This is a genomic window from Pelagirhabdus alkalitolerans, from assembly GCF_900096905.1.
GTDB lineage: Bacteria > Bacillota > Bacilli > Bacillales > Amphibacillaceae > Pelagirhabdus > Pelagirhabdus alkalitolerans.
On record NZ_FMYI01000015.1, the window covers coordinates 1 to 20,021 of the forward strand.

Consider the following 20,021-nt stretch of genomic DNA (forward strand, 5'->3'; position numbering starts at 1 on the left):
TTTTATTGTATCATCAATATAAAGATGTGAAGATCCGAATTGCATAAAAAAATAAGGAGTGAGCGTTAGCTCACCCCAACATTTGACTTAGAACCCTTTTTATCTTTATTTGATTGATTTAGCTAACTGATACAGCTCATCAATCACACGTTGCGTCGCATCTTGACGTTCATATTGATTCATCGCATTTTTTATTTGATCTTTGTTTTTTGTTAAACCATTTACTTTCTTAATAAAAGACTGATCGTTTAAATCTTCTTCATATAACACATGCGCATAGCCCTGTTTTTCAAAAGCTTTTGCATTTAAAATTTGGTCACCTCGACTCGCTTGTCTTGATAATGGAATCAGTAACATGGGCTTTTTAAGTGCTAAAAATTCAAAGATCGCATTAGCGCCTGCGCGTGATACGACAACATCAGTTGCCGCTAACAAATCCGGTAAACCTTTATTTACATACTCAAATTGTTTATAACCACGGCGGTGAATTGTTGAATCTAAATGGTCTTTCCCACAAATATGGATCACTTGATAAGTGGCAAGTAGCGTATCTAATTGCTCCCTTACTGCTTCGTTTAATCGCTTTGAACCAGCACTTCCACCCATCACCATCATGACCGGTTTTGAACGATCTAAATCTGCCATTTTAAGACCCGCACCTTGATCCCCTTCAAATAGTTCGGGGCGAATGACAGCACCAATCCACTTCGCTTTCTCTTTAGATAAATGATCTAGCGTTTCAGGGAACGTCGCTAAGATACGTTTCGCAAACGGCATAGCCAATTTATTCGCAAGACCTGGGGTGATGTCTGATTCATGGATAATTGCTGGCACACCTTTTAACCGTGATGCCATTAAAACAGGAACCGAAACAAATCCACCTTTAGAAAAAATAACTTGTGGTTTTAAACGATGCAAAATCATCGTTGCTTGCCTGATTCCATTTAATACTTTGAATGGATCTTTAAAATTTTCAATGGAAGCATATCGTCTTAACTTACCCGTTGAAATCGGGTGATACGTAATACCTTCTAAATTTTCAATTAAATCACGTTCAATACCTTTTTTGGAGCCGATATAATCAATCTTCCAACCATCTTGTTTTAATATCGGGATAATGGCCAAGTTAACCATGACGTGCCCGGCCGTCCCACCACCTGTAAGGACAATTTGTTTTCGTTTTGTCATCCTATAACCTCTTTCGTTTTCATTACACGCTTTTTCTTAGTATTTTAAACTCAAGTTGAGGAATACATCGATTCTGCTATAACAATTAAATCTTCTTTCGTTATATCCTCACCAGATTCTTGACGAGAGCTTTCTCTCCATTCTATATGATAAGTGAGTCCCTCATGCTCCCAAGTCATGACATGAGCAAATCGATTATGACGGTAAGTCGCTTCAATCGCTTCATTTAACAAGACATGTTCGCCTTCAAATGATTCATCTATTTCACCTTTGTAAACTTGGTACGTCATTAAATCATTATCTCTGGAGTAAAAACTAATATCTAATGCTTCGTCACTCGATTCATTAGAAAATGTATCAGTTATAATAAATTCAACTGACATCGGTAAGTAGCGAGGAAGTTGAGGATCAAAGGATAGCTCATCTAATGCTGCATTCACTTCACTTTCATCATATGTATAGTACCCTTCCGGTATCGTCTCTTCATCGTCTCCGCATCCAACTAACAAAACAATGGCTATACAAAACACGATGATCATTTGCATCAACTTCATACAGCAATCCCCCTCAACAATTTATTTTAACAAATATTGTTACATTTAGATAGACGTCCAACCTATTATTCACGTTACAATTTTTATATATTCTAAAACATATGATTAAAAACATAAAAAAAGATCGATTCTTCATCGATCTTTCTTTTCATTCATGATTCATTTAAATAATCAATAACTGCTGAGCCAATAACTTTTGCACCGTTCAACAAAGCTTTTTCATCAATATCAAATTTGGGGTGATGATACGGATAAATCAAACCCTTATTCTTATTTGCTGAGCCTGTAAAGAAATAAACACCTGGAATTTTGCGTGTGAAATAGGCAAAATCCTCTGCACCCATATTCGGTTTCATTTCGTGAATATTAGCTTCTGGCAATACATCTTTCGCTGCTTGAACTAACCTTTCGTTGACACGCGCATCATTTTTGGTTGCCGGATAACCGAAATCATATTGAACCGTCACATCAGCCCCTAATCCTTTCACTGTATAATCGGCCACTTGCTTAACCCATTCGGACATTTGAATACGTACATCATCATCAAAACTTCGCACAGTACCTTCTAGTATGGCTTGATTAGAGATGACATTCGTTGTATGACCCGCATGAAACGACCCAACGGTAAGGACTGCAGACTTTAGTGGATCCACTTTACGACTCACGATTTGGTGCAATTGATTAACCAATTGAGAGCCAATCTGAATGACATCGGTCGTATCTTGAGGAAATGCACCGTGTCCTCCTACACCTTCAATGGTGATTTTGAAATCATCACTTGCTCCTAAAATATAATCATAGCTGTGCCAAATTTGATCGACTTCTAAATAATTCTCCATATGCGTCGCGAAAATGACATCAACACCTTCAAGCGCTCCATCCGCAATCATCGCTTGTGCACCACCTGGATCTTGTTCTTCTGCATGTTGATGAATAAAGACAATCGTTCCAGATAATTGATCCTTTATTTGGCTGAAGCTTTTTGACAGCCCTAAAGCGATGGCTGTATGGGCATCATGTCCACAAGCATGCATGACACCGTCTACCGTAGATTTATAAGGGACATCATTTTCTTCTTGTATTGGTAGAGCATCAAAATCTGCTCGAATGGCAACTGTTTTTCCAGGTTTCTTACCTTTTAACGTCGCTACAACACCGTTGCCACCGACTTCAGTTCGAACGTCTAAACCTAATTCTCGTTGGTAATCAGCTATGAATTGTGCCGTCTCTTTTTCTTGAAAAGAAAGTTCAGGATACATATGCAAATGACGGCGAATCTTAATCATTTCTTGATAACTCTCTTCAATATATTTAAAAATCTTTGATTTCAATGAACTCAGGCTCCTTTATTGTAAAAAAAGATGCCGACAAATCAATCGGCATCTTTTTCTATACATTTAATTTGCAAAGCGTCTTTTCGTTTTGTTTTCAACTTTTCCTAGTAAGAAGTCTGCAATAATCGCTAACACAGCTGCTGGTATAGCCCCTGCAACAAGACGAATCTCATTTTGCAGATTTATACCACTCACAATCTCACGACCAAGACCTCCCCCACCTATATATGGGGCGATCGTTGCAACGGCAACAGCAATAACAGCTGCCACACGCAAACCTGCCATTAAAAATGGAATTGATAATGGAAATTGTACTTTAGCAAGTAATTGTAATGGCGTCATGCCGATTCCTTTACCTGCTTCTGTGATCCCTGGATCAACTTCTTTAATTCCGACATACGTATTACGTACAATCGGTAATAAAGAATAAAAGAACAAGCCGATCACAACAGTTGATGTTCCCATCCCGAAATAAATCAACAGGATCGCTAGCATCGCAATACTTGGGATCAGTTGTAATATATTAACGAGTGATAAAATTACAGGTGCTAATTTTTTATATTTTGCCGCCAATATACCAAGTGGTACACCAGCAATTAGCGCATAAGCAATTGCTTGTACGACCATAATAATATGTTCAATCGTTAATGAAACAAATGTTGACGAATTGTTCGCCATATAGCGACCAACTTCGATTAAAAAATCCATGTTTGGATCCCCACTTTATTGTTTAGTTTAAAAATCCTTCTTCTTCCAAGAATTCTTGAGCAACTTCTTGAGTTGAACGACCTTGGATGTCCACTTCGTTAATAAGTTCTGACATACGTTCTGTTGAAATTGAACCGACTAATGATTCCATAATTTCAGCTACTTCTGGGAAGTTATCTAGTACTTCATCACGAGCCACTAAAGATGCATCATATGGTGGGAAGAATTGTTGATCATCTTCTAAAATACGTAGATCATATTCAACGATTTGCGGATCTACTGTATAAGCTGTCACGACATCTACTTCATCACTTGCAATACCTTCATACATAAGTGATACTTCCATACCATTTGCATCACCGAATTCAAAGCCATAAGCTTCTTGGAAACCACGGTAACCATCGTTGTCACGCTCAATCCAGGTTGTATCTGTTCCTAGAATTAAATCATCTGCAAAAGGTTCTAAGTCTGAAATCGTTGAAATATTCTCTTCATCTGCAAATCCACCTTGGATCGCAATCGCATATTCGTTTGTAAATCCAATTGTATCGTACCAAGTAATCCCATACTCTGGTCCGAAGAACTCTTGTGCATTTTCAATTGTTTCTTGTGGATCTGCTGAGAATTCTACATCATCAAAGTGATTATTGTAGACCTCACCTGAATATAGTAATGCAAAATCAAACTCTTCACGGTCAATTGCCGTTAGTACTTGCGGACTTGCTTGAATATCTTCTGTCATGTTTACTGAATGCTCCGTTTGGTCTTCAACGAGCATTTTTACCATCTCACCAACAATTTTCGGATCTGTATATGATTGTGCACCAAATTCAAATGTTTGGCTTCCTTCTGTATCGTCTCCACACGCTGCTACAACTAGTAGTACTGTAGCAAGTAAGCTAGTTAAAATAAGTTTTTTCATTTAAATAATCCCCTTTTTCTGTTTTTTTTTATTTATATTAAGCTCTTGAGAGTTTCTTCTCAATTAAGCCAAATAACAAATCAATAAATAATGCTAAAATAATCGCTAACATCGTACCCGTAAAAATCATGTAAGTGTTATTGACACCGATACCCGCCATGACCAAGTCACCTAGTCCCCCAGCACCAATAACAGCTGCAAGTGTTGTCCAACTGATAATATAAACGGTTGTAATTCGAATACCTGACATAATATACGGCACGGCGATCGGTAATTCAATTTTGAATAATCGCTGGACGGTGTTATATCCCATGCCTTTTGCTGCCTCAACAATTCCTTGGTCAATCGACTCAATGCCAGCATACGTATTTCTAAGTAGCGGCAATAAAGCATATAAGAACAAGGCGACGACAGCCGGTGTAAAACCAATACCAAAAACGGGTATTAATAAAGCAAACATGGCGATTGTAGGCACTGTTTGAAACAAGTTTGCTACACTAAAGATCAAGCCCTTCACTCGCTCATGTTTCATTTTTGTCATCCAAATTGCTAAAGGTATCGTCAAAATAATGGCAAATAAGATCGACACAAATGAAATCGTTAAATGTTCAATTAAATATTCGAAAATATTTTCATAACGTATTTCCCAAAATTCAATATATTCTTCGATTAAATTCATGATTTCACACCACTTTTAGAATCGAATTTTTGATAAAGTACATCAAGTACTTGATCTTGATCTAGAACACCAATAAAAGTACCATCTTTTTCAATAACAGGTGCGATCGTTTCACGACTCCCGACAAATTGTTTTGTCTCATCATCACGCTGATAGGCATCCACTTTTACAATAAGATCGTTTAATGTCTTATCTTGTTGACCAATGGCATCATATAAACTGACGACACCTAAGTAAAGATTGTTTTCATCAACAATGGGTAATTGATCTTGCTTATGATCAAGCATGAGCTTCATAACAGCTTCGACTGATTGATCGTGTGTTCCATACGTATAATTTTGATCAATGAACGCCGTCATCGGTGGAAGTCCTTTTGCTTGTTCGAGTCGTTCACTTCCAATAAAGTCTTCAACAAATGCGTTCGCTGGATTTGTTAAAAGCTCGTGAGGCGAGCCTTTTTGAACGACTTCTCCATCACGCATTAGAATGATTTGATCAGCAATCTTAATCGCTTCATCCATATCATGTGTAACAAAGACAATCGTCTTATTGATCTCTTGTTGTAATTTAACTAACTCGTCTTGTAATTGTTCACGACTAATTGGGTCGAGTGCACTAAATGGCTCATCCATCAAGATAATGTCTGGTTCAGCAGCAAGTGCACGAATCACACCAATACGTTGTTGTTGTCCACCACTTAATTCATTTGGATAGCGTTTTTTGTACACTTGTGGATCCAAATCAACCATATTAAGCAACTCATCAACTTTTTTATCAATTTTCTTTTTATCCCACTTCAATAACTTTGGCACAGCTGCCACATTGTCATAAATCGTCATATGTGGAAATAGCCCAATACTTTGAATGACATAACCCATTTGACGTCTTAGGTCAATTGGATTAATCTCTGAAATCAGCTTATCATTAATTGTCAATTCACCATCTGTATAATCAATTAATCGATTTAGTAATTTCATGGTCGTCGTCTTTCCACAACCACTTGGTCCAATTAATACATTTAACTGACCTTCTTCAAAGGTTAGATCGATTTCTTTCAAGGCCTGAAAGCCATCATCGTATATTTTGCTTACTTTCTTTAATTGAATCAACTATTGTCCCTTCTTTCGTCGGTCTTTTTTGTACTAACGCTATTCTAGCGAACAATGATGAAATATCAAAACGTTGTATAAACTTTAAATTGCACAAACTTTATACAAAATAAAGTGTATGAATTATATAAACTTTTTTTACTTATAATTCCGCCATATTTCGTTCAAATACTCCTCATTTTGTCATTTGGTTCTGAAAATGAGATGTGCTAAGGTATAATAAAAAAGAAAAAGAGATGATAATGGATGAATCATGAAGAACGATTAGAACAAATTAAACATCGCGTGAGTGAACAAATTGCAGAAAATATGAAATCATATGGTTTTCCTGGCACCATTGGTCGTGTCATTGCCGCTATCTTTTATGAAGGACGTGCGCTTGATCTAGATGAGTTAGCCGAACATACCGGTATGAGCAAGACTCGCATGAGCCAAGTGTTAAGGGAAATGGTCCATTACGATATTGCGGAAAAAGCTTTTGTTCGTGGGTCGAGAAAAGACCACTATACTGTTGAGGAAGATTATTACCAAACATTCATTTCTTTATTCACATCAAACTGGCGCGATGTCGTTGTGCGTAATCGAAAAATTGAAAGTCGAATCATGCAAGAACTCGAGTCAATTATGAACGATCCAGAAGCAACACCAGAAGTGATCGAAAAAGCAAAGATGTACAAAGATGATTCACTCGCTTCTGTTGCTTATTATGATTGGATCGATCGTGTCGTTGAGTTATTTGAGTCGCAAAAAATATTTGATATTGTACCTAAAAAAGAAATTGAAGAGATTAAGAAAGATTTATAATGCGTTAATCACAGTCCTTAAACAATTAAAAACGCCCAATCGACATGATAAAAATGTCGATTGGGCGTTTTTTAGGTTGTAACGTAAATAATGTTCGGAATAGAGCTGCTTGTTTGTGACTCACTTTCGGTGGGCGCTTGCCGCGGGCACGGCTTCAGCTAACTGAGGAAAGAAAGCCTCTTTCCTCAGTGGATCTTCAGCTCGCACTTATCCCGCAGGCGTCGCCACCGATTGTTCGTCAAGTTTCCCCTCTCTAAAGCTTGTTGTTTTATAAGGTCGTTCATGATGTCAGGTACACTAAGCGGAACCAAAATGCGTAGACTTCTGCGGGAATAACGTGAGCCCGAAAATCACCCATAGCGAACCATTGGTCAGCTATGGGAAGTTGAGGCCACGCCCGCGAAAAGCGAAGCATTTTGGTGGAACGGTAATCATCGATAAACACTTTTGAAACACGAGAACCGTCCCCGTGTTTCCCCGCAAACACATTTTTGTTATGATTTTTTTAGAAGCAGTGGGGTGCTCATATCTCATAAAAAACGCCAAATCAACATGATTAAAAATGTTGATTTGGCGTTTTTTAATGCATATTAGGAAAACCTTGTTGTTTTAGAACATCATACATTAAGATAGCAGCTGTATTCGATAAGTTTAATGATCTTACTTTATCGTTTGCCGCCATTTGAATCCGTAGACATTGATCTTCTTTTCCAACTAACAACTCTTTAGGAATGCCAGTTGTTTCACGTCCAAACACGAAAAATAAATCGCGCGATTGATCACTAAAATCAAAATCACTATAATAACGGGTTCCAAAGTTTTCAATATAATAGTAATCACCCTGCGGGTAAGAAGCATATAAATCCTCAATCGAATTATGATAGTTGACATTGACATCATACCAATAATCCAATCCGCTTCGCTTTAACATCTTATCATCCGTTGAAAAACCTAACGGATGAATTAAATGAAGGGTCGTATTTGTGGCTAAGCACGTTCTTGCAATGTTTCCTGTATTAGCAGGAATCTCAGGTTGATATAAAACGACATGGATACTCAAAATTCTCTCTCCTCTACTTTCATTACAAGCGTTATTATAGCATAAAAGAACTATACTAACGATGGCTAAAATACGCGAGGCCTTTTGCCATTTCCTCTAATACTTCCTCATCCACTTCTTGCTGTTGACAATCTAGAATTGCCTGACGCCCGTCTTCACGCCCAATTTTACCAATCGCCCAAGCAGCTGTCCCGCGAATAACAGGCCGTGGGTCCTCTTTCATCAGTTCAATTAAGCGATCAACTGCCGAGGTCTCTTTATAATGCGCAAGTGCGATAATCGCATTTCGTTGAATCGGCTTTTTCCCTCGCCATGAACCGGCCATTTTACCAAATGATTGTTTAAACTCTCGGTTGGATATCGATAATAACGGTAATAATTCGGGTTTAACGAGTTCTGGGTCAGGTTCTAGTTCTGGATGGTGATGGGTATCAATCCCTTTATTCTTCGGGCAGACAAGTTGGCATGTATCAAATCCGTACAATTGATTGCCAACTTTTTCACGGTATTCATCCGGCATAAACCCTTTTGTTTGGGTAACAAACGCAATACAATTTTGAGCATTCAAACGACCCGGTGCGACAAGTGCACCTGTTGGGCAAGCTTCAATACATAATGTACAATCACCACAACCATCATCAACCGGTTCATCTGAAGGAAACGGAATATTCGTAATCATTTCACCTAAGTAGACATAGGAACCAAACTCCGGTGTAATAATGGAACAATTCTTGCCACTAAACCCAATACCAGCACGTTCTGCGACGGCACGGTCTGATAATTCACCTGTATCAACCATCGATCTTGATCTAAAGCCTGTGACACGTGAGGCAATATAAGCTTCTAATTTTTCTAACTTTTCATTTAAAACGATATGATAATCATGTCCCCATGAAGCACGGCAAAAATTACCGCGTCGATTGCCTTTTTTATTTGTAGGTCGACTTTTCATACGTGAAGGATACGCAACAGCAATGGCAATAATCGACTCAGCATCATCTAAGTGCAACTCAGGTTCTGTTCGTTCTTCTATCGTTCCTTTTTCAAAACCTGATTGATAGTCATCATCTTGTTGCATTTTTAAACGGGACTTCATTTCTGCGAACGGATTAGCAGCCGCAAAACCAATTTTATCGATGCCGATTGACTTTGCATATTCTATGATCTCTGCTTTTAACGTTTCATTGGCCACCAATAGTCACCTCGCTCCTCATATATAAATAAAACGCAATACTTCGTTGCTCGTTCAACGAAATACTGCGTTAGGTTAAATAAAGTGTTAATAAGTATTATAACAAGCGACACATCAGTTTTCAAGTCACTTTTTAAATTTTTTTGTTTAATAATAGCACAAACGGGTATTGTACTTTAGACTTCAAAAATAAGGGAGGAAAACCCATGATTTGGACGATAATAAGTATTCTATTCTTTTTATGGTTAATCGGACTCATATTAGAGATTGCCGGTGGCTTCATTCACTTATTGCTAGTGATTGCACTCGTTGCATTTATCTTTAATATGATCACCGGACGAGGTAAGGGCGTATAACTTAAATTAGGAGGCAACGATCTATGTTATGGACCATTATTGGAATCATACTACTCGCTTGGTTAGTCGGACTATTATTCGATGTCGGTAGTTTGATTCACGCGTTACTGATCGTGGCATTGCTTGTATTCATTGCACGATTAATTAGAGGGCGATAATGTTTATATATTAAGAATGATGTTGTGAAATAAGGGTACGGTTCTCATGTTTCATAGAAAAAATGCCAAACTGACATGCTTAACGTTGTCGATTTGGCGTTTTTTTATGGTCTTTGAAACACAAGGATAGTTCTTATGACTCACTTTCGGTGGGCGCTTGCCGTGGGCACGGCTTCAGCTAACTGAGGAAAGAAATACGCTTCCCTCAGTGGATCTTCAGCTCGTGCTTTTCCCACAGGCGTCGCCACCGACCGTTCGTCACGTTTTTTCTGAATAACAATGATAAAAATGAACATCATTCATTCAATAAAGCAATTATACCAATATAAGTGCATAATAATTTTATTTAATGCGCTATACTAAGCGGAAGCAAAATGCGTAGACTTCTGCGGGAATAGCACGTGTCCCTGAGACCCGACCGGTATTTGGGGCGAGGAGGCTCGATCCGTGCCCGCGAAAAGCGTAGTGTTTTGATAGTGCGATGATCATCGATGAATCAATCAAAAACTGTATCCAACCAAGTGTTTGCCATTAAGGCATTGCCTGTACTTGTCATATGAACGCCATCCGTTGTAAGGGGTAGCGATCGCTTGTTTTCTAGGTAAGTTAAAAAAGCCCGATGAGTCCGAACCAATTGACAGTCATATTCGGTTGCTAGTTTTTGAACAATCTCTACATAATCGACTAATTTAATATTACCTTCTGAATCTCGTTTTTCTTCAATCACTGTAGGTTCCATTAGAACGATCCTAGCATTTGTTGAGGCAACCGTTTGATTGAGTAAATCCCGGTAAATCGATTCAAAACGAAGGGGGGTGACTTGATCCATACCCGGCTGATCAAGCTGGCGCCACACATCATTGACACCAATTGAAATCGACAGTAAATCGGGATTTTCATCTAATACATCTTCTTGCCACCGGTTCGCAAGGTCTGTGATGCGATTTCCACTGATCCCTTTGTTCACAAATGTAGGAACAGGTGAAGTCTTTCGGATTGCAAATTGATCACGAATCATCCGAACATAATTATCGCCTAACCCTTCAACATCTTCAAACCGACCTGCCTCTGTTATACTATCTCCGATAAATAGCCATTTTTCTGTCTGCATGTAAAATCTGCTCCTTATAAATGATGAGATTACTTTTAGTTAGTATAGCATAATCCTCACACTTAGTTTTAGGAATTTATGCCTCATGATTTTATAATCGTTCGATTTTTACCAGCGCGTTTTGCATCATAGAGAGCATGATCTGCTTGTGACAAAACCGATAAAGCATCAACTTGTTCATCTTCATGTAAATAAACCCCTAAACTAATTCCAATATTAAAATGGTTATTTTCACTAAATAAATACGGTTTTTGTAACATACTTTCTATACGTACTAAAACAGTTGATAAATTTTCCTTAGTATCAATCTCTGGTAGAAGAATCGCAAATTCATCCCCTCCAAATCGACTGACCGTATCAACTTCTCGCACACTACCTTGCAAGCGTTTTGCCACCTCTTGTATAACAACATCACCCGCATCATGACCATAATCATCATTGATCACTTTAAAATCATCAATATCAATCATAATCATCGCAAAAGGTATTTGATTTCTTTTATAAAAAGCAACAACCTGTTCTAAGCGGTCACTTAATAAGCGACGATTCGCTACACCCGTAAGCGGGTCATGATAAGCAAAATATTGTAACTTTTCTTCATACGCTTTTCGCTCTTCAACATCGCGCCCAACAACAACAAAATGATTGAATCGTCCGTTTTGATCTTCAATTGGTTCAATTTGTAATTCAAACCATTGCAAACGATCATCCCTTGTTTTTAACTGAACTTCAAATCGCTCTGTCTCATTTTTTTCTTTTGAACGATTAAAATGTTTAACTAGAACAGTGTGATGTTTATCCGAAACGAGTTCTAAAAGTGAACGTTGCTCAAGCAATTGATCATCATAACCCAAAATGCTCTCATGTGAAGGTGAAGCATATAAAAGGATCTCTTTATGATCGACTAATTGAATTAAATCAGATGAATGTTCTGCGATTAACCGGAAGCGTTCTTCACTTTGCATCAAAGCTTCTTTCGCCGTGACTTCTGCTGTCATATCTTTAATAATACAATAAATACCTTCTGTTTGATCGTCTAATACATATGGAATAAATTTAACCTGGATGATAATGGGGACATGATCCATTGTTTTATGACGTAGATCGACTGAAACCGTTTCTTGATTTTTAGCTTCGTTAAACCTTTCTAATAAAAGTTTAAGATCACCTGCTTTTAATAAGCTAAAAATATTTTTGTCTTCTCCGCTTTGATCAAACTGTTGAACAAACACACGACAAGCATTGTTCATGCGAATAATATCCCCAGACAAGTTTAGATATGCGATGGCATCCGTGTTCTCATCAAACAATGCTTTATATCGCTTACGTGATTGCTTAAGTCTTGCTTTACTTCTTTCGTTTTGTACCTCTGCTTGTTTCAATGATGTGATATCTTTGACGACACCGACTATATGTGTGATGACATCATGATTGAAAACGGGCGTTAACGTCGTCTCACTTGCCTTTGTTTCATTTTCACGTACGAAATAATCATCGATATACTTTATGGGTTCGTTTGTCGTTAAGACTTTTTGGTAATGATAATTCAATATACTAGCTAAAACAGGTGGATTCACCTCGTCTATAGATAAGCCTATACTTTCAGATAATAAAGGGAGTTCCTCTTTTGCTTTTTGGTTAATCGCTTCATAAATAAACCGTTCATATTGGTGATCAACACGCATCACAAATACCATGTCGGTCATTCCATCTATAATTTTTTGACTTGATAGCTCCACGTGAGTCACCTTCTTTAGATCGAAATTCCTAAACATTATAACAAACTTATTCCATCATATGTAGAAATCGATACAAAAGAACCATATTTTTTAAAACAAGCTTATGATAAATAATATCATAAGCTCGTTTTGAGAACTATAGACTCATATAAGTTGTTTTTTTATACATAATCAGTTTATATTTTATCAGCAACTTATACAGTAAGAAGGTTTTTTAAGTGATCACCATTTAATTCAGTTGTATCATAACTAACAACGGCATAGCGATTATCACTTTTTCGTTTAACTTCTTCAATCCATTTTCGTTCTTGGCTCGCTTTTGCTTGTAAGAGTGGATCTGTCGTACCTGATGCTAATAAGCTGGCATTTACAACCCACCATTTGTTATCAATCTTAGCACGCGTTAAGTCATCTGCTAATCGGCCAGCTTCGTATACAGGTGTTTGTTCAGGGTATGTGACAATAACAACAGCTGTGTGATCTGGATCTCTCAGCTTCGGCAACAATCGCTGAACAGACGGTGGTGTATCACCTGATGTTCGCTCAATTTCTCGGTGATAACTTTCAGTCGCATCTAATAAAAGTAATGTATGACCCGTTGGCGCTGTATCAATGACAACCACCTCTTCATCGGAATGATCAACGAGTTCAGCAAACGCTCGAAAAACAGCTATTTCTTGAGTACAAGGACTTCTAAGATCTTCTTCAATATAAGCTAGATCATCTTCCCCCATTGTCTCACGCGCTTTAGCTAGCACAGATTCACGATATGTTTTCAATTCTTTTTCTTCATCAATATAGCTCATTCGAATATTTGATCGATCATCTAATACATGATGCAGATGACTAGCTGGATCAGTTGTGGTTAAATGAACGTTTTTACCTTGATCAGCTAAATCTAAAGCAATCGTCGCTGCAAGTGTCGTTTTACCAACGCCTCCCTTACCCATTGTGAAAATGACACGTTTATTCGTCTCATTTAAATGATGCGTAATCGTTGAAAGCGACGGCAGGTCAACCTTTTCTACTGGACTTTGCTGATCCACTCGATCATCTGTCAACATCGCTCGAAGATGGGATAATCCACCTAAATTATATGAACGAAGTGGAATATAGTACGTCGTTAATTTCTGTAATCGATTAGACATATCGCCTAGAGCCACTTGTTGTTTGTCATATATCGATTGAGATAATGTATCGTTTGCCTGCGTTAATAAGGCATTTACAATTAATGCTTGATTCTTAACACCAATCTGTTCTAACTCTTTAGATGCACGATCTGCTTCTTTTAAAGGTGACATCTCGGGACGCGTCACAAGAACAAGTGTCGTTAGTTCTGGATTAGATAGATTAGAAACAGCGGATTGATACACTTGTTGCTTCCCTTCCAAACCTGATAATTGACCTAAACAAGAGGCACCATGTGTACTCTCATCCATAAAGTCTCGCCATGCAGATGGAAGCTGTAACATGCGTAACGTATGACCTGTTGGCGCTGTATCAAATAGGATATGATCATATTCGTCCGCCTTATCTTCATCTGTTATAAAATCGGAGAACTCATTAAACGCAGCGATTTCAACCGTACAGGAGCCAGATAATTGTTCTTCCATATTTTGAATAACTGGATTTGGAAGCTTTCCGCGATAAGGGCCAACGACTGATTCTTTATATTCAAAAGCAGCTTGCTCTGGATCAAAGTTGGCCACAACAAGATTCCTGACACCATCAATTTCTACGCCTTTATTCGTTAACTCTGTTTCAAAAACATCCTGTAAATTAGAAGCAGGATCCGTACTAATCAGCATAATTTTTTTACCTGAATCAGCTAACGCAATAGCCGTTGCACAAGCTGTTGATGTCTTACCAACTCCGCCTTTACCAGTAAAAAAAATATATTTTGTTAAAGGTAAGAGCTCAACATTGAAAGGTTGCATATTGTTTAGCTTTTTATCCATTAGCAACACCCATCGTCACAACCGCAATCATTGTTAATGACATTAAATTGCGCTGTTAAATGAGAAGCTGGAACATTTAGTTGCTCTTTAATTTCTTCATTCGTTGGATACGCCTGTTTTTTAAAGACTTTGCCATCTACGATCGTAACAGGTAAGGCCTCTACACCTTCTTCATTCAAAATGGTATTAATCGTTTGATTATCAACAAAAATCTGAGGATTGTTTGTTAAGTTATAGCGTTCAACTAAAACACCTTGATCTTTTAAATTATTTAATACTGTACTTAATCTTAATAGTTCCTGGTCAACAGATGGACCACACACACCCGTATCACAACACATAGCAGGTTCGAAAATCACCATTTGACTCATTTATAACACACGCTCCTTTTCATTTTGGCACTGGCAGATCGTTTGATCATGACAGATGCATGACGCTTTCGGTGTAAGTAGCGTCGATAAAAATACTGTTATCTGATCATTCATTTCTGGATTCAGGCGATAATGGTACCAGACACCTTCTTTTCGACTCTTTATGAATTGATAATCAGCTAACACCTTGAGATGGTGAGATAAAGTTGGCTGTGTAAACTCAAACGCTTCAAGTAAATCACAAGCACATCTTTCTCCACATGATAATAAATCAATAATCTTTAATCGGTTTTTATCGGATAGTACTTTTAATAGTTTCGCCATCTTTTCATATTCGCTAATCATGATCACCTTCTTTATATAGATAACTGTCTATATATAATATAAATGATTTGTTATCTTGTGACAAATCATTTTAAATGAATTTTTAACCCTATCCATCGTTTCTCTTAAAGAAATGGTATATAACCTTAATCAGTTCCATCGTTAAAACAGCACCTACCGCTAAACCTGTCGCCATTGCCCAGTGAATCCATTGAAAGCTAGATGGAATAGAAAAAATAACACGCAACCCCGGTACTAATGTTAATAAATAGAGCGCAAAACAAAGTCCAACTGCGCCTAATACGTACTTGTTTGTCGAAAGCCCGACTGTGAAAATAGTTTCTTTATTTGATCGTGCCGCAAATGTTTGCAACGTACGCGATAAAATCAATGTCGTAAAGGCCATCGCAACTCCGATTTCAACACTCGATGTGAGACCAATTAAATGTGACAAGATGACAGCAATCCCGATCGTTACACCTCTTGAGATGACACTACGTTTCGTATCACCAGAAAAGATTCCTTCATCGATTGATCGTGGCTCTCGTTTCATCACGTTTGGCTCAGATGGTTCCATTCCTAAGGCAATTGCTGGTAAAGAATCGTTCACTAAATTAATAAACAAAAGCTGTAATGCAGTAAATGGATTCGGGAGACCGAGTACAACAGCAAACAGAATCGCAATAATCGCACCTAAATTACCACTAAATAAATACGCGATCGCTTTTTTTATATTGTCGAAAACCGTTCGACCGACTTCTACAGCATTAACAATGGAAACGAAATTATCATCCGTTAAAATCATTGCCGCTGCATCTTTACTCACATCCGTTCCGCTCCCCATCGCAATCCCGATATCTGCTTGTTTTAAAGCAGGTGCATCATTCACACCATCACCCGTCATCGCTGTAATTTGATTTTTCGCTTGCCAAGCCTTCACAATTCGGATTTTATTTTCAGGTGAAACACGGGCATAAACTGAAATGGTTTCTAAACGGTCGAGTAACTCATCTTCACTCATTTGATCCAATTCTTGACCAGTGATCGCTATATCATTTTTATCCATTAAACCGATTTGTGTCGCAATGGCCTCAGCTGTTGTTTTATGATCACCTGTTATCATAATTGTTTTCATACCAGCCGTTTTGGTTTCTTCAACTGCTTGATAAACAGCCTCACGTGGTGGGTCCATCATGGCCACTAAGCCAACCAAAACAAAACCAGATTCGTCATCTGCTTCAATCGACTGCTTACTTTCACTGTATTTTTTGTAAGCGAATGCTAAAACGCGTAACGCTTGTTTGGCATACTGTTCGTTTTGATCAATATAGGCACGTTTCATGCTTTGAGTAAATTCAACTTCTTCTCCATCAACTAACACGTGACTCGCGCGGTCAAATACGACATCAGGTCCACCTTTTGTTAGCATATAGCGCCCATCTTCTAAATCATGTAGCGTTGACATCAACTTTCGATCGGAATCAAAAGGCAATTCAGCGATTCTTGGGGATGCGTCACGCACCTGTTGATCTGTCATCCCTTGATTTTGTCCAAAGTCGAGCAGAGCTATCTCTGTCGGATCACCTATTCTTTCGCCATTTGCATTGATGTAACTATCATTCACTAACAATGCCGATTGAACGAGAAATGTTTTGGCATCTGGATCGGTTAAAAAATGATCGGTCACCGTCATTTTATTTTGCGTTAGTGTACCCGTTTTGTCAGTACAAATGACACGTGTTGAGCCTAACGTTTCAACAGCAGGAAGTTTTCGAATAATCGCATGTCGCTTTGCCATCTTATTTGTCCCAACTGATAACACAATCGTCACAATCGATTGAAGGGCTTCAGGAATCGCCGCAACCGCCACAGCCACCGCAAACATTAGTGCTTGTAAGACTTCTGTTGTCACATCGATATCCGCAGCAGGCGTTGTCCAAATCCGAATCGCTTGTACGATGAAAATTAGTAATGACAGACCAAAAATGCCGATTCCTAACTTTTTACTAAACTGATCGAGTTTGCGTTGTAAAGGCGTTAATTTTTGTTCAGCCGTATCGATTAAGTTCGCGATTTTGCCCATTTCTGTTTGAAGGCCCGTACTTGTCACCATAAACGTCGCGCGTCCACCTGTCACGAGTGTTCCACTAAACACCATATTGATTTGGTCGGCCAACGCAACTTTCTCGTCAATGATCACATCCTCTTTTGTGACCACTTGAGACTCACCTGTCAGCATCCCTTCATTTACTTGTAAAGAGCCACTATCAATAACCCGCCCATCAGCCGGCACATAGTCTCCTGATTCTAAGAAAACAAGATCACCGACGACGAGTTCTTTAGCTGGAATGGTTATCTTTTCACCGTTTCTTTTCACATTCGCTTTCGGAGCGGACATATTCTTTAGCGCATCGAGTGAACTCTGTGCTTTTTTCGTTTGAACGACACTAATATAAGCATTCATTAAAAGAACGAGTACAATGACGATCGTTTCAATATAATCCCCTAGTAAAAATTGAACGGTCGCCGCAACGAGTAGAACAATCACCATCGCATCTTTAAACGCATCTAAAAACAATCGCCAAGTCGAACGTGGTTTCTTTCCCTCTAATTCATTCAAGCCATCACGCTCTTGTCTAACTTTCACTTCTTCTTCAGATAACCCGTTATCTGTTGTATCTAGTTCTGTTTGTAGTTCTTCTTTTGATTTTGAATAGATTGTCATATCCTTCATCTCCTGCTCACTATTATTCCACTAACATAAAATACATTTTTTACTAATCAGCATTAAAAAAAGACCTTTACCAATAGACTCCCACATATACACGTGAGAATACATTGGTAAAGGTCTTGCTCACAACATTCGTTGCCAATAATGCCGGAGGTTAAATCCTCGTAATGACGACACTACTGCTAGAGCTACTCCCCTTTAACAGTTATACACTAATTCTACTTAAGCTCTTGTATCAATTTGTGACCCTAAATGGGGTTGGATCGATTGTTCCATCATTTTAATCAACTGATCCGATTGATCATCTGCTTGTTCCATCGTTTGTTTCATTAAGCCAACAGACATTTGTTCTTTCGTATAGTTTTGACTCATCGCAATCGACATTTTTGCTACATCCATATGATCACCTCTTACTTACTAACATAGCACATTATGAAAGAAAAGGAAAGAATAAGTCATTTATTGCAACAATCTTAACACACTTTGATTTTGTTGCATCGATTGAGCAAGCATCGCTTGAGACGCTTGGGCCAAAATCGTGAGACGTGTAAAGTTCATCATTTCTTTCGCCATATCGACATCTCGAATCCGTGATTCAGCTGCCGTTAAATTCAACCCTTGATTATCTAAATTTGAAATTGTATGTTCAAGTCGATTTTGAATCGCACCTAACGTTGACCGTTCTCTAGAAACAATCGAAATAGCGGAATCAAATCGCTCAATGGCGTCGCTGGCTCCTTCTTGTGTCGTTAAGTCAAGTCCTTCAATATTCAAACCTTCAGCTGTTAAATCACCGATCGATACTGACAATTGTTGACTTTGATTGGCTCCAATTTGAAGTTTTAAATCAGTCACCGTTCCATCTAATAAAGGTCGCTTATTAAACTCTGTATCCTCACCAATACGAGTAAGCTCATTTGTTAGCTGGTCAATTTCAGCTTGGATTTGACCACGATCTTCATCTGTGTAAGTCCCATTACTCGCCTGTACACTAAGTTCTCGCATTCGTTGTAAAATCGAATGTGACTCACTCATTGCCCCTTCAGCTGTTTGAATAAGTGAAATCCCGTCCTGAGCATTACGACTCGCTTGATTTAATCCTCGAATTTGCGCTCGCATTTTCTCAGAAATCGATAACCCCGCCGCATCATCTGAAGCCCGGTTAATTCGCATTCCAGACGACAGACGCATCATCGACCTTTGCGCCCCTAATAAATGAGTTTGCATAAAACGATGCGCAAACAACGCGCTCATATTTTGATTAATACGCACCTTTCACCATCACCTTATCATTTTATTGTAAAAAATGGAAATTAGTTTGATTAAAATCTGCAATTGCTTAAACGCAATTACAGATTAGTAATATTAAGTCTATTATAGACTGTTATGGCGGTGTTGTCACTACAAATAATTTAAAAGATTGCGTCAAGTACTTGTGGGAGTTTTTTTAAGTCCCTTATTTTATATCGTTTTAAGCCACACAATGATAGCGTTTACACCGTTTTGTTCATGGGTAGGGCATCAACTTTTTCGCCTTTTTTAAATGCCTCGTAATCCTTTTAGTGCGTTTGTAATCGGTTTTCCAACCCCTGATTTTAGATAGCCTAAATTATCTCGTGTTGCTTCTACTGCACTGTCTTTTAACTTTTCGACAAAGTGCTTAGGTGGGGGACTCTTTCGCTTTTCCTGTATTAATGCTGGTGTTTGTTCTAGGATGCCTTGC

At 38.3% G+C, this 20,021-nt stretch carries 21 protein-coding genes; 3 read left to right on the top strand and 18 right to left on the bottom strand.

Annotation, left to right across the window (positions count from 1 at the left end; genetic code table 11):
- Window positions 1-105: 105 nt before the first annotated feature.
- From BLR62_RS12025 to BLR62_RS12055, 7 genes are all read right to left on the bottom strand, one after another.
- Entirely contained in the window at window positions 106-1,188 is a 1,083-nt protein-coding gene (locus BLR62_RS12025) for an undecaprenyldiphospho-muramoylpentapeptide beta-N-acetylglucosaminyltransferase (RefSeq protein WP_090797312.1), read from the bottom strand.
- Window positions 1,189-1,238: 50 nt separating this feature from the next.
- Window positions 1,239-1,742: a hypothetical protein gene (locus BLR62_RS12030; protein WP_090797314.1), complete on the bottom strand. Its 504-nt coding sequence runs from the start codon at window positions 1,740-1,742 to the stop codon at window positions 1,239-1,241.
- A gap of 152 nt (window positions 1,743-1,894) precedes the next feature.
- The gene (locus BLR62_RS12035; protein WP_090797317.1) at window positions 1,895-3,073 is read right to left on the bottom strand and encodes a M20 metallopeptidase family protein; all 1,179 of its coding nucleotides are present in this window, start codon (window positions 3,071-3,073) and stop codon (window positions 1,895-1,897) included.
- Window positions 3,074-3,139: 66 nt separating this feature from the next.
- The gene (locus tag BLR62_RS12040) at window positions 3,140-3,784 is read right to left on the bottom strand and encodes an ABC transporter permease (RefSeq protein WP_090797318.1); all 645 of its coding nucleotides are present in this window, start codon (window positions 3,782-3,784) and stop codon (window positions 3,140-3,142) included.
- Window positions 3,785-3,806: 22 nt separating this feature from the next.
- Entirely contained in the window at window positions 3,807-4,706 is a 900-nt protein-coding gene (locus BLR62_RS12045) for a glycine betaine ABC transporter substrate-binding protein (protein ID WP_090797320.1), read from the bottom strand.
- A 37-nt stretch (window positions 4,707-4,743) separates the two neighbouring features.
- Window positions 4,744-5,385: an ABC transporter permease gene (locus BLR62_RS12050; protein ID WP_090797322.1), complete on the bottom strand. Its 642-nt coding sequence runs from the start codon at window positions 5,383-5,385 to the stop codon at window positions 4,744-4,746.
- Entirely contained in the window at window positions 5,382-6,494 is a 1,113-nt protein-coding gene (locus BLR62_RS12055) for a betaine/proline/choline family ABC transporter ATP-binding protein (RefSeq protein WP_090797324.1), read from the bottom strand. The genes BLR62_RS12050 and BLR62_RS12055 overlap by 4 nt, the downstream gene beginning before the upstream one ends.
- 246 nt (window positions 6,495-6,740) lie before the next feature.
- Between BLR62_RS12055 and BLR62_RS12060 the strand changes: the two genes are divergently transcribed.
- Window positions 6,741-7,298 (top strand): GbsR/MarR family transcriptional regulator, encoded by a 558-nt coding sequence (locus BLR62_RS12060; protein ID WP_090797327.1) that lies wholly within the window; start codon window positions 6,741-6,743, stop codon window positions 7,296-7,298.
- Window positions 7,299-7,878: 580 nt separating this feature from the next.
- Here the strand turns inward: BLR62_RS12060 and BLR62_RS12065 are convergent.
- Entirely contained in the window at window positions 7,879-8,358 is a 480-nt protein-coding gene (locus BLR62_RS12065; RefSeq protein WP_090797330.1) for a tRNA (cytidine(34)-2'-O)-methyltransferase, read from the bottom strand.
- 55 nt (window positions 8,359-8,413) lie between these two features.
- Window positions 8,414-9,550 carry a tRNA epoxyqueuosine(34) reductase QueG gene (queG, locus tag BLR62_RS12070; protein ID WP_090797347.1) on the bottom strand — a complete coding sequence of 379 codons (1,137 nt, stop codon included), beginning with the start codon at window positions 9,548-9,550 and terminating at the stop codon, window positions 8,414-8,416.
- A gap of 206 nt (window positions 9,551-9,756) precedes the next feature.
- Here queG and BLR62_RS12390 point away from each other — a divergent pair, with 206 nt between their 5' ends.
- Both BLR62_RS12390 and BLR62_RS12395 read left to right on the top strand, forming a co-directional pair.
- On the top strand, window positions 9,757-9,906 hold the full coding sequence (locus BLR62_RS12390; RefSeq protein WP_143008379.1) for a lmo0937 family membrane protein: 150 nt from the start codon (window positions 9,757-9,759) through the stop codon (window positions 9,904-9,906).
- Between the two features lie 23 nt (window positions 9,907-9,929).
- A complete protein-coding gene (locus BLR62_RS12395; protein WP_143008380.1) occupies window positions 9,930-10,064 on the top strand; it encodes a lmo0937 family membrane protein in 135 nt (44 codons plus the stop codon).
- A gap of 496 nt (window positions 10,065-10,560) precedes the next feature.
- Here BLR62_RS12395 and BLR62_RS12075 read toward each other — a convergent pair whose 3' ends face one another.
- The 9 genes from BLR62_RS12075 to BLR62_RS12490 all read right to left on the bottom strand — a co-directional run.
- Window positions 10,561-11,175 carry an SGNH/GDSL hydrolase family protein gene (locus tag BLR62_RS12075; RefSeq protein ID WP_090797331.1) on the bottom strand — a complete coding sequence of 205 codons (615 nt, stop codon included), beginning with the start codon at window positions 11,173-11,175 and terminating at the stop codon, window positions 10,561-10,563.
- A gap of 83 nt (window positions 11,176-11,258) precedes the next feature.
- Window positions 11,259-12,914, bottom strand: coding sequence for a sensor domain-containing protein (locus BLR62_RS12080; protein WP_218119778.1), 1,656 nt, complete (start codon window positions 12,912-12,914; stop codon window positions 11,259-11,261).
- A 194-nt stretch (window positions 12,915-13,108) separates the two neighbouring features.
- Window positions 13,109-14,851 (bottom strand): arsenical pump-driving ATPase, encoded by a 1,743-nt coding sequence (gene arsA, locus BLR62_RS12085; RefSeq protein WP_090797349.1) that lies wholly within the window; start codon window positions 14,849-14,851, stop codon window positions 13,109-13,111.
- Window positions 14,852-14,871: 20 nt separating this feature from the next.
- Complete coding sequence (gene arsD / locus BLR62_RS12090) at window positions 14,872-15,243, bottom strand: arsenite efflux transporter metallochaperone ArsD (protein ID WP_090797336.1); 372 nt, start codon at window positions 15,241-15,243, stop codon at window positions 14,872-14,874.
- On the bottom strand, window positions 15,244-15,567 hold the full coding sequence (locus BLR62_RS12680) for an ArsR/SmtB family transcription factor (RefSeq protein ID WP_281241156.1): 324 nt from the start codon (window positions 15,565-15,567) through the stop codon (window positions 15,244-15,246).
- Between the two features lie 109 nt (window positions 15,568-15,676).
- Window positions 15,677-18,292, bottom strand: coding sequence for a cation-translocating P-type ATPase (locus tag BLR62_RS12100; protein ID WP_090797341.1), 2,616 nt, complete (start codon window positions 18,290-18,292; stop codon window positions 15,677-15,679).
- 228 nt (window positions 18,293-18,520) lie between these two features.
- On the bottom strand, window positions 18,521-18,697 hold the full coding sequence (locus BLR62_RS12105) for a YjfB family protein (RefSeq protein ID WP_090797342.1): 177 nt from the start codon (window positions 18,695-18,697) through the stop codon (window positions 18,521-18,523).
- A gap of 60 nt (window positions 18,698-18,757) precedes the next feature.
- Window positions 18,758-19,552, bottom strand: a complete 795-nt coding sequence (locus BLR62_RS12110; protein ID WP_425438885.1) for a flagellin N-terminal helical domain-containing protein — start codon at window positions 19,550-19,552, stop codon at window positions 18,758-18,760.
- 285 nt (window positions 19,553-19,837) lie between these two features.
- A partial coding sequence (locus BLR62_RS12490; protein ID WP_425438886.1) for a hypothetical protein occupies window positions 19,838-20,021 on the bottom strand: 184 nt, incomplete at its 5' end.

Excerpts from the sequence above, each read along its gene's own strand:
- BLR62_RS12040 (WP_090797318.1), bottom strand. The coding sequence starts at position 3,784 with ATGGATTTTTTAATCGAAGTTGGTCGCTATATGGCGAACAATTCGTCA.
- BLR62_RS12045 (WP_090797320.1), bottom strand. The coding sequence starts at position 4,706 with ATGAAAAAACTTATTTTAACTAGCTTACTTGCTACAGTACTACTAGTT.
- BLR62_RS12105 (WP_090797342.1), bottom strand. The coding sequence starts at position 18,697 with ATGGATGTAGCAAAAATGTCGATTGCGATGAGTCAAAACTATACGAAA.
- BLR62_RS12050 (WP_090797322.1), bottom strand. The coding sequence starts at position 5,385 with ATGAATTTAATCGAAGAATATATTGAATTTTGGGAAATACGTTATGAA.
- arsA (WP_090797349.1), bottom strand. The coding sequence starts at position 14,851 with ATGCAACCTTTCAATGTTGAGCTCTTACCTTTAACAAAATATATTTTT.
- BLR62_RS12390 (WP_143008379.1), top strand. The coding sequence starts at position 9,757 with ATGATTTGGACGATAATAAGTATTCTATTCTTTTTATGGTTAATCGGA.
- BLR62_RS12060 (WP_090797327.1), top strand. The coding sequence starts at position 6,741 with ATGAATCATGAAGAACGATTAGAACAAATTAAACATCGCGTGAGTGAA.
- BLR62_RS12100 (WP_090797341.1), bottom strand. The coding sequence starts at position 18,292 with ATGACAATCTATTCAAAATCAAAAGAAGAACTACAAACAGAACTAGAT.
- BLR62_RS12075 (WP_090797331.1), bottom strand. The coding sequence starts at position 11,175 with ATGCAGACAGAAAAATGGCTATTTATCGGAGATAGTATAACAGAGGCA.
- BLR62_RS12395 (WP_143008380.1), top strand. The coding sequence starts at position 9,930 with ATGTTATGGACCATTATTGGAATCATACTACTCGCTTGGTTAGTCGGA.
- arsD (WP_090797336.1), bottom strand. The coding sequence starts at position 15,243 with ATGAGTCAAATGGTGATTTTCGAACCTGCTATGTGTTGTGATACGGGT.
- BLR62_RS12025 (WP_090797312.1), bottom strand. The coding sequence starts at position 1,188 with ATGACAAAACGAAAACAAATTGTCCTTACAGGTGGTGGGACGGCCGGG.
- BLR62_RS12680 (WP_281241156.1), bottom strand. The coding sequence starts at position 15,567 with ATGGCGAAACTATTAAAAGTACTATCCGATAAAAACCGATTAAAGATT.
- BLR62_RS12030 (WP_090797314.1), bottom strand. The coding sequence starts at position 1,742 with ATGAAGTTGATGCAAATGATCATCGTGTTTTGTATAGCCATTGTTTTG.
- BLR62_RS12110 (WP_425438885.1), bottom strand. The coding sequence starts at position 19,552 with ATGAGCGCGTTGTTTGCGCATCGTTTTATGCAAACTCATTTATTAGGG.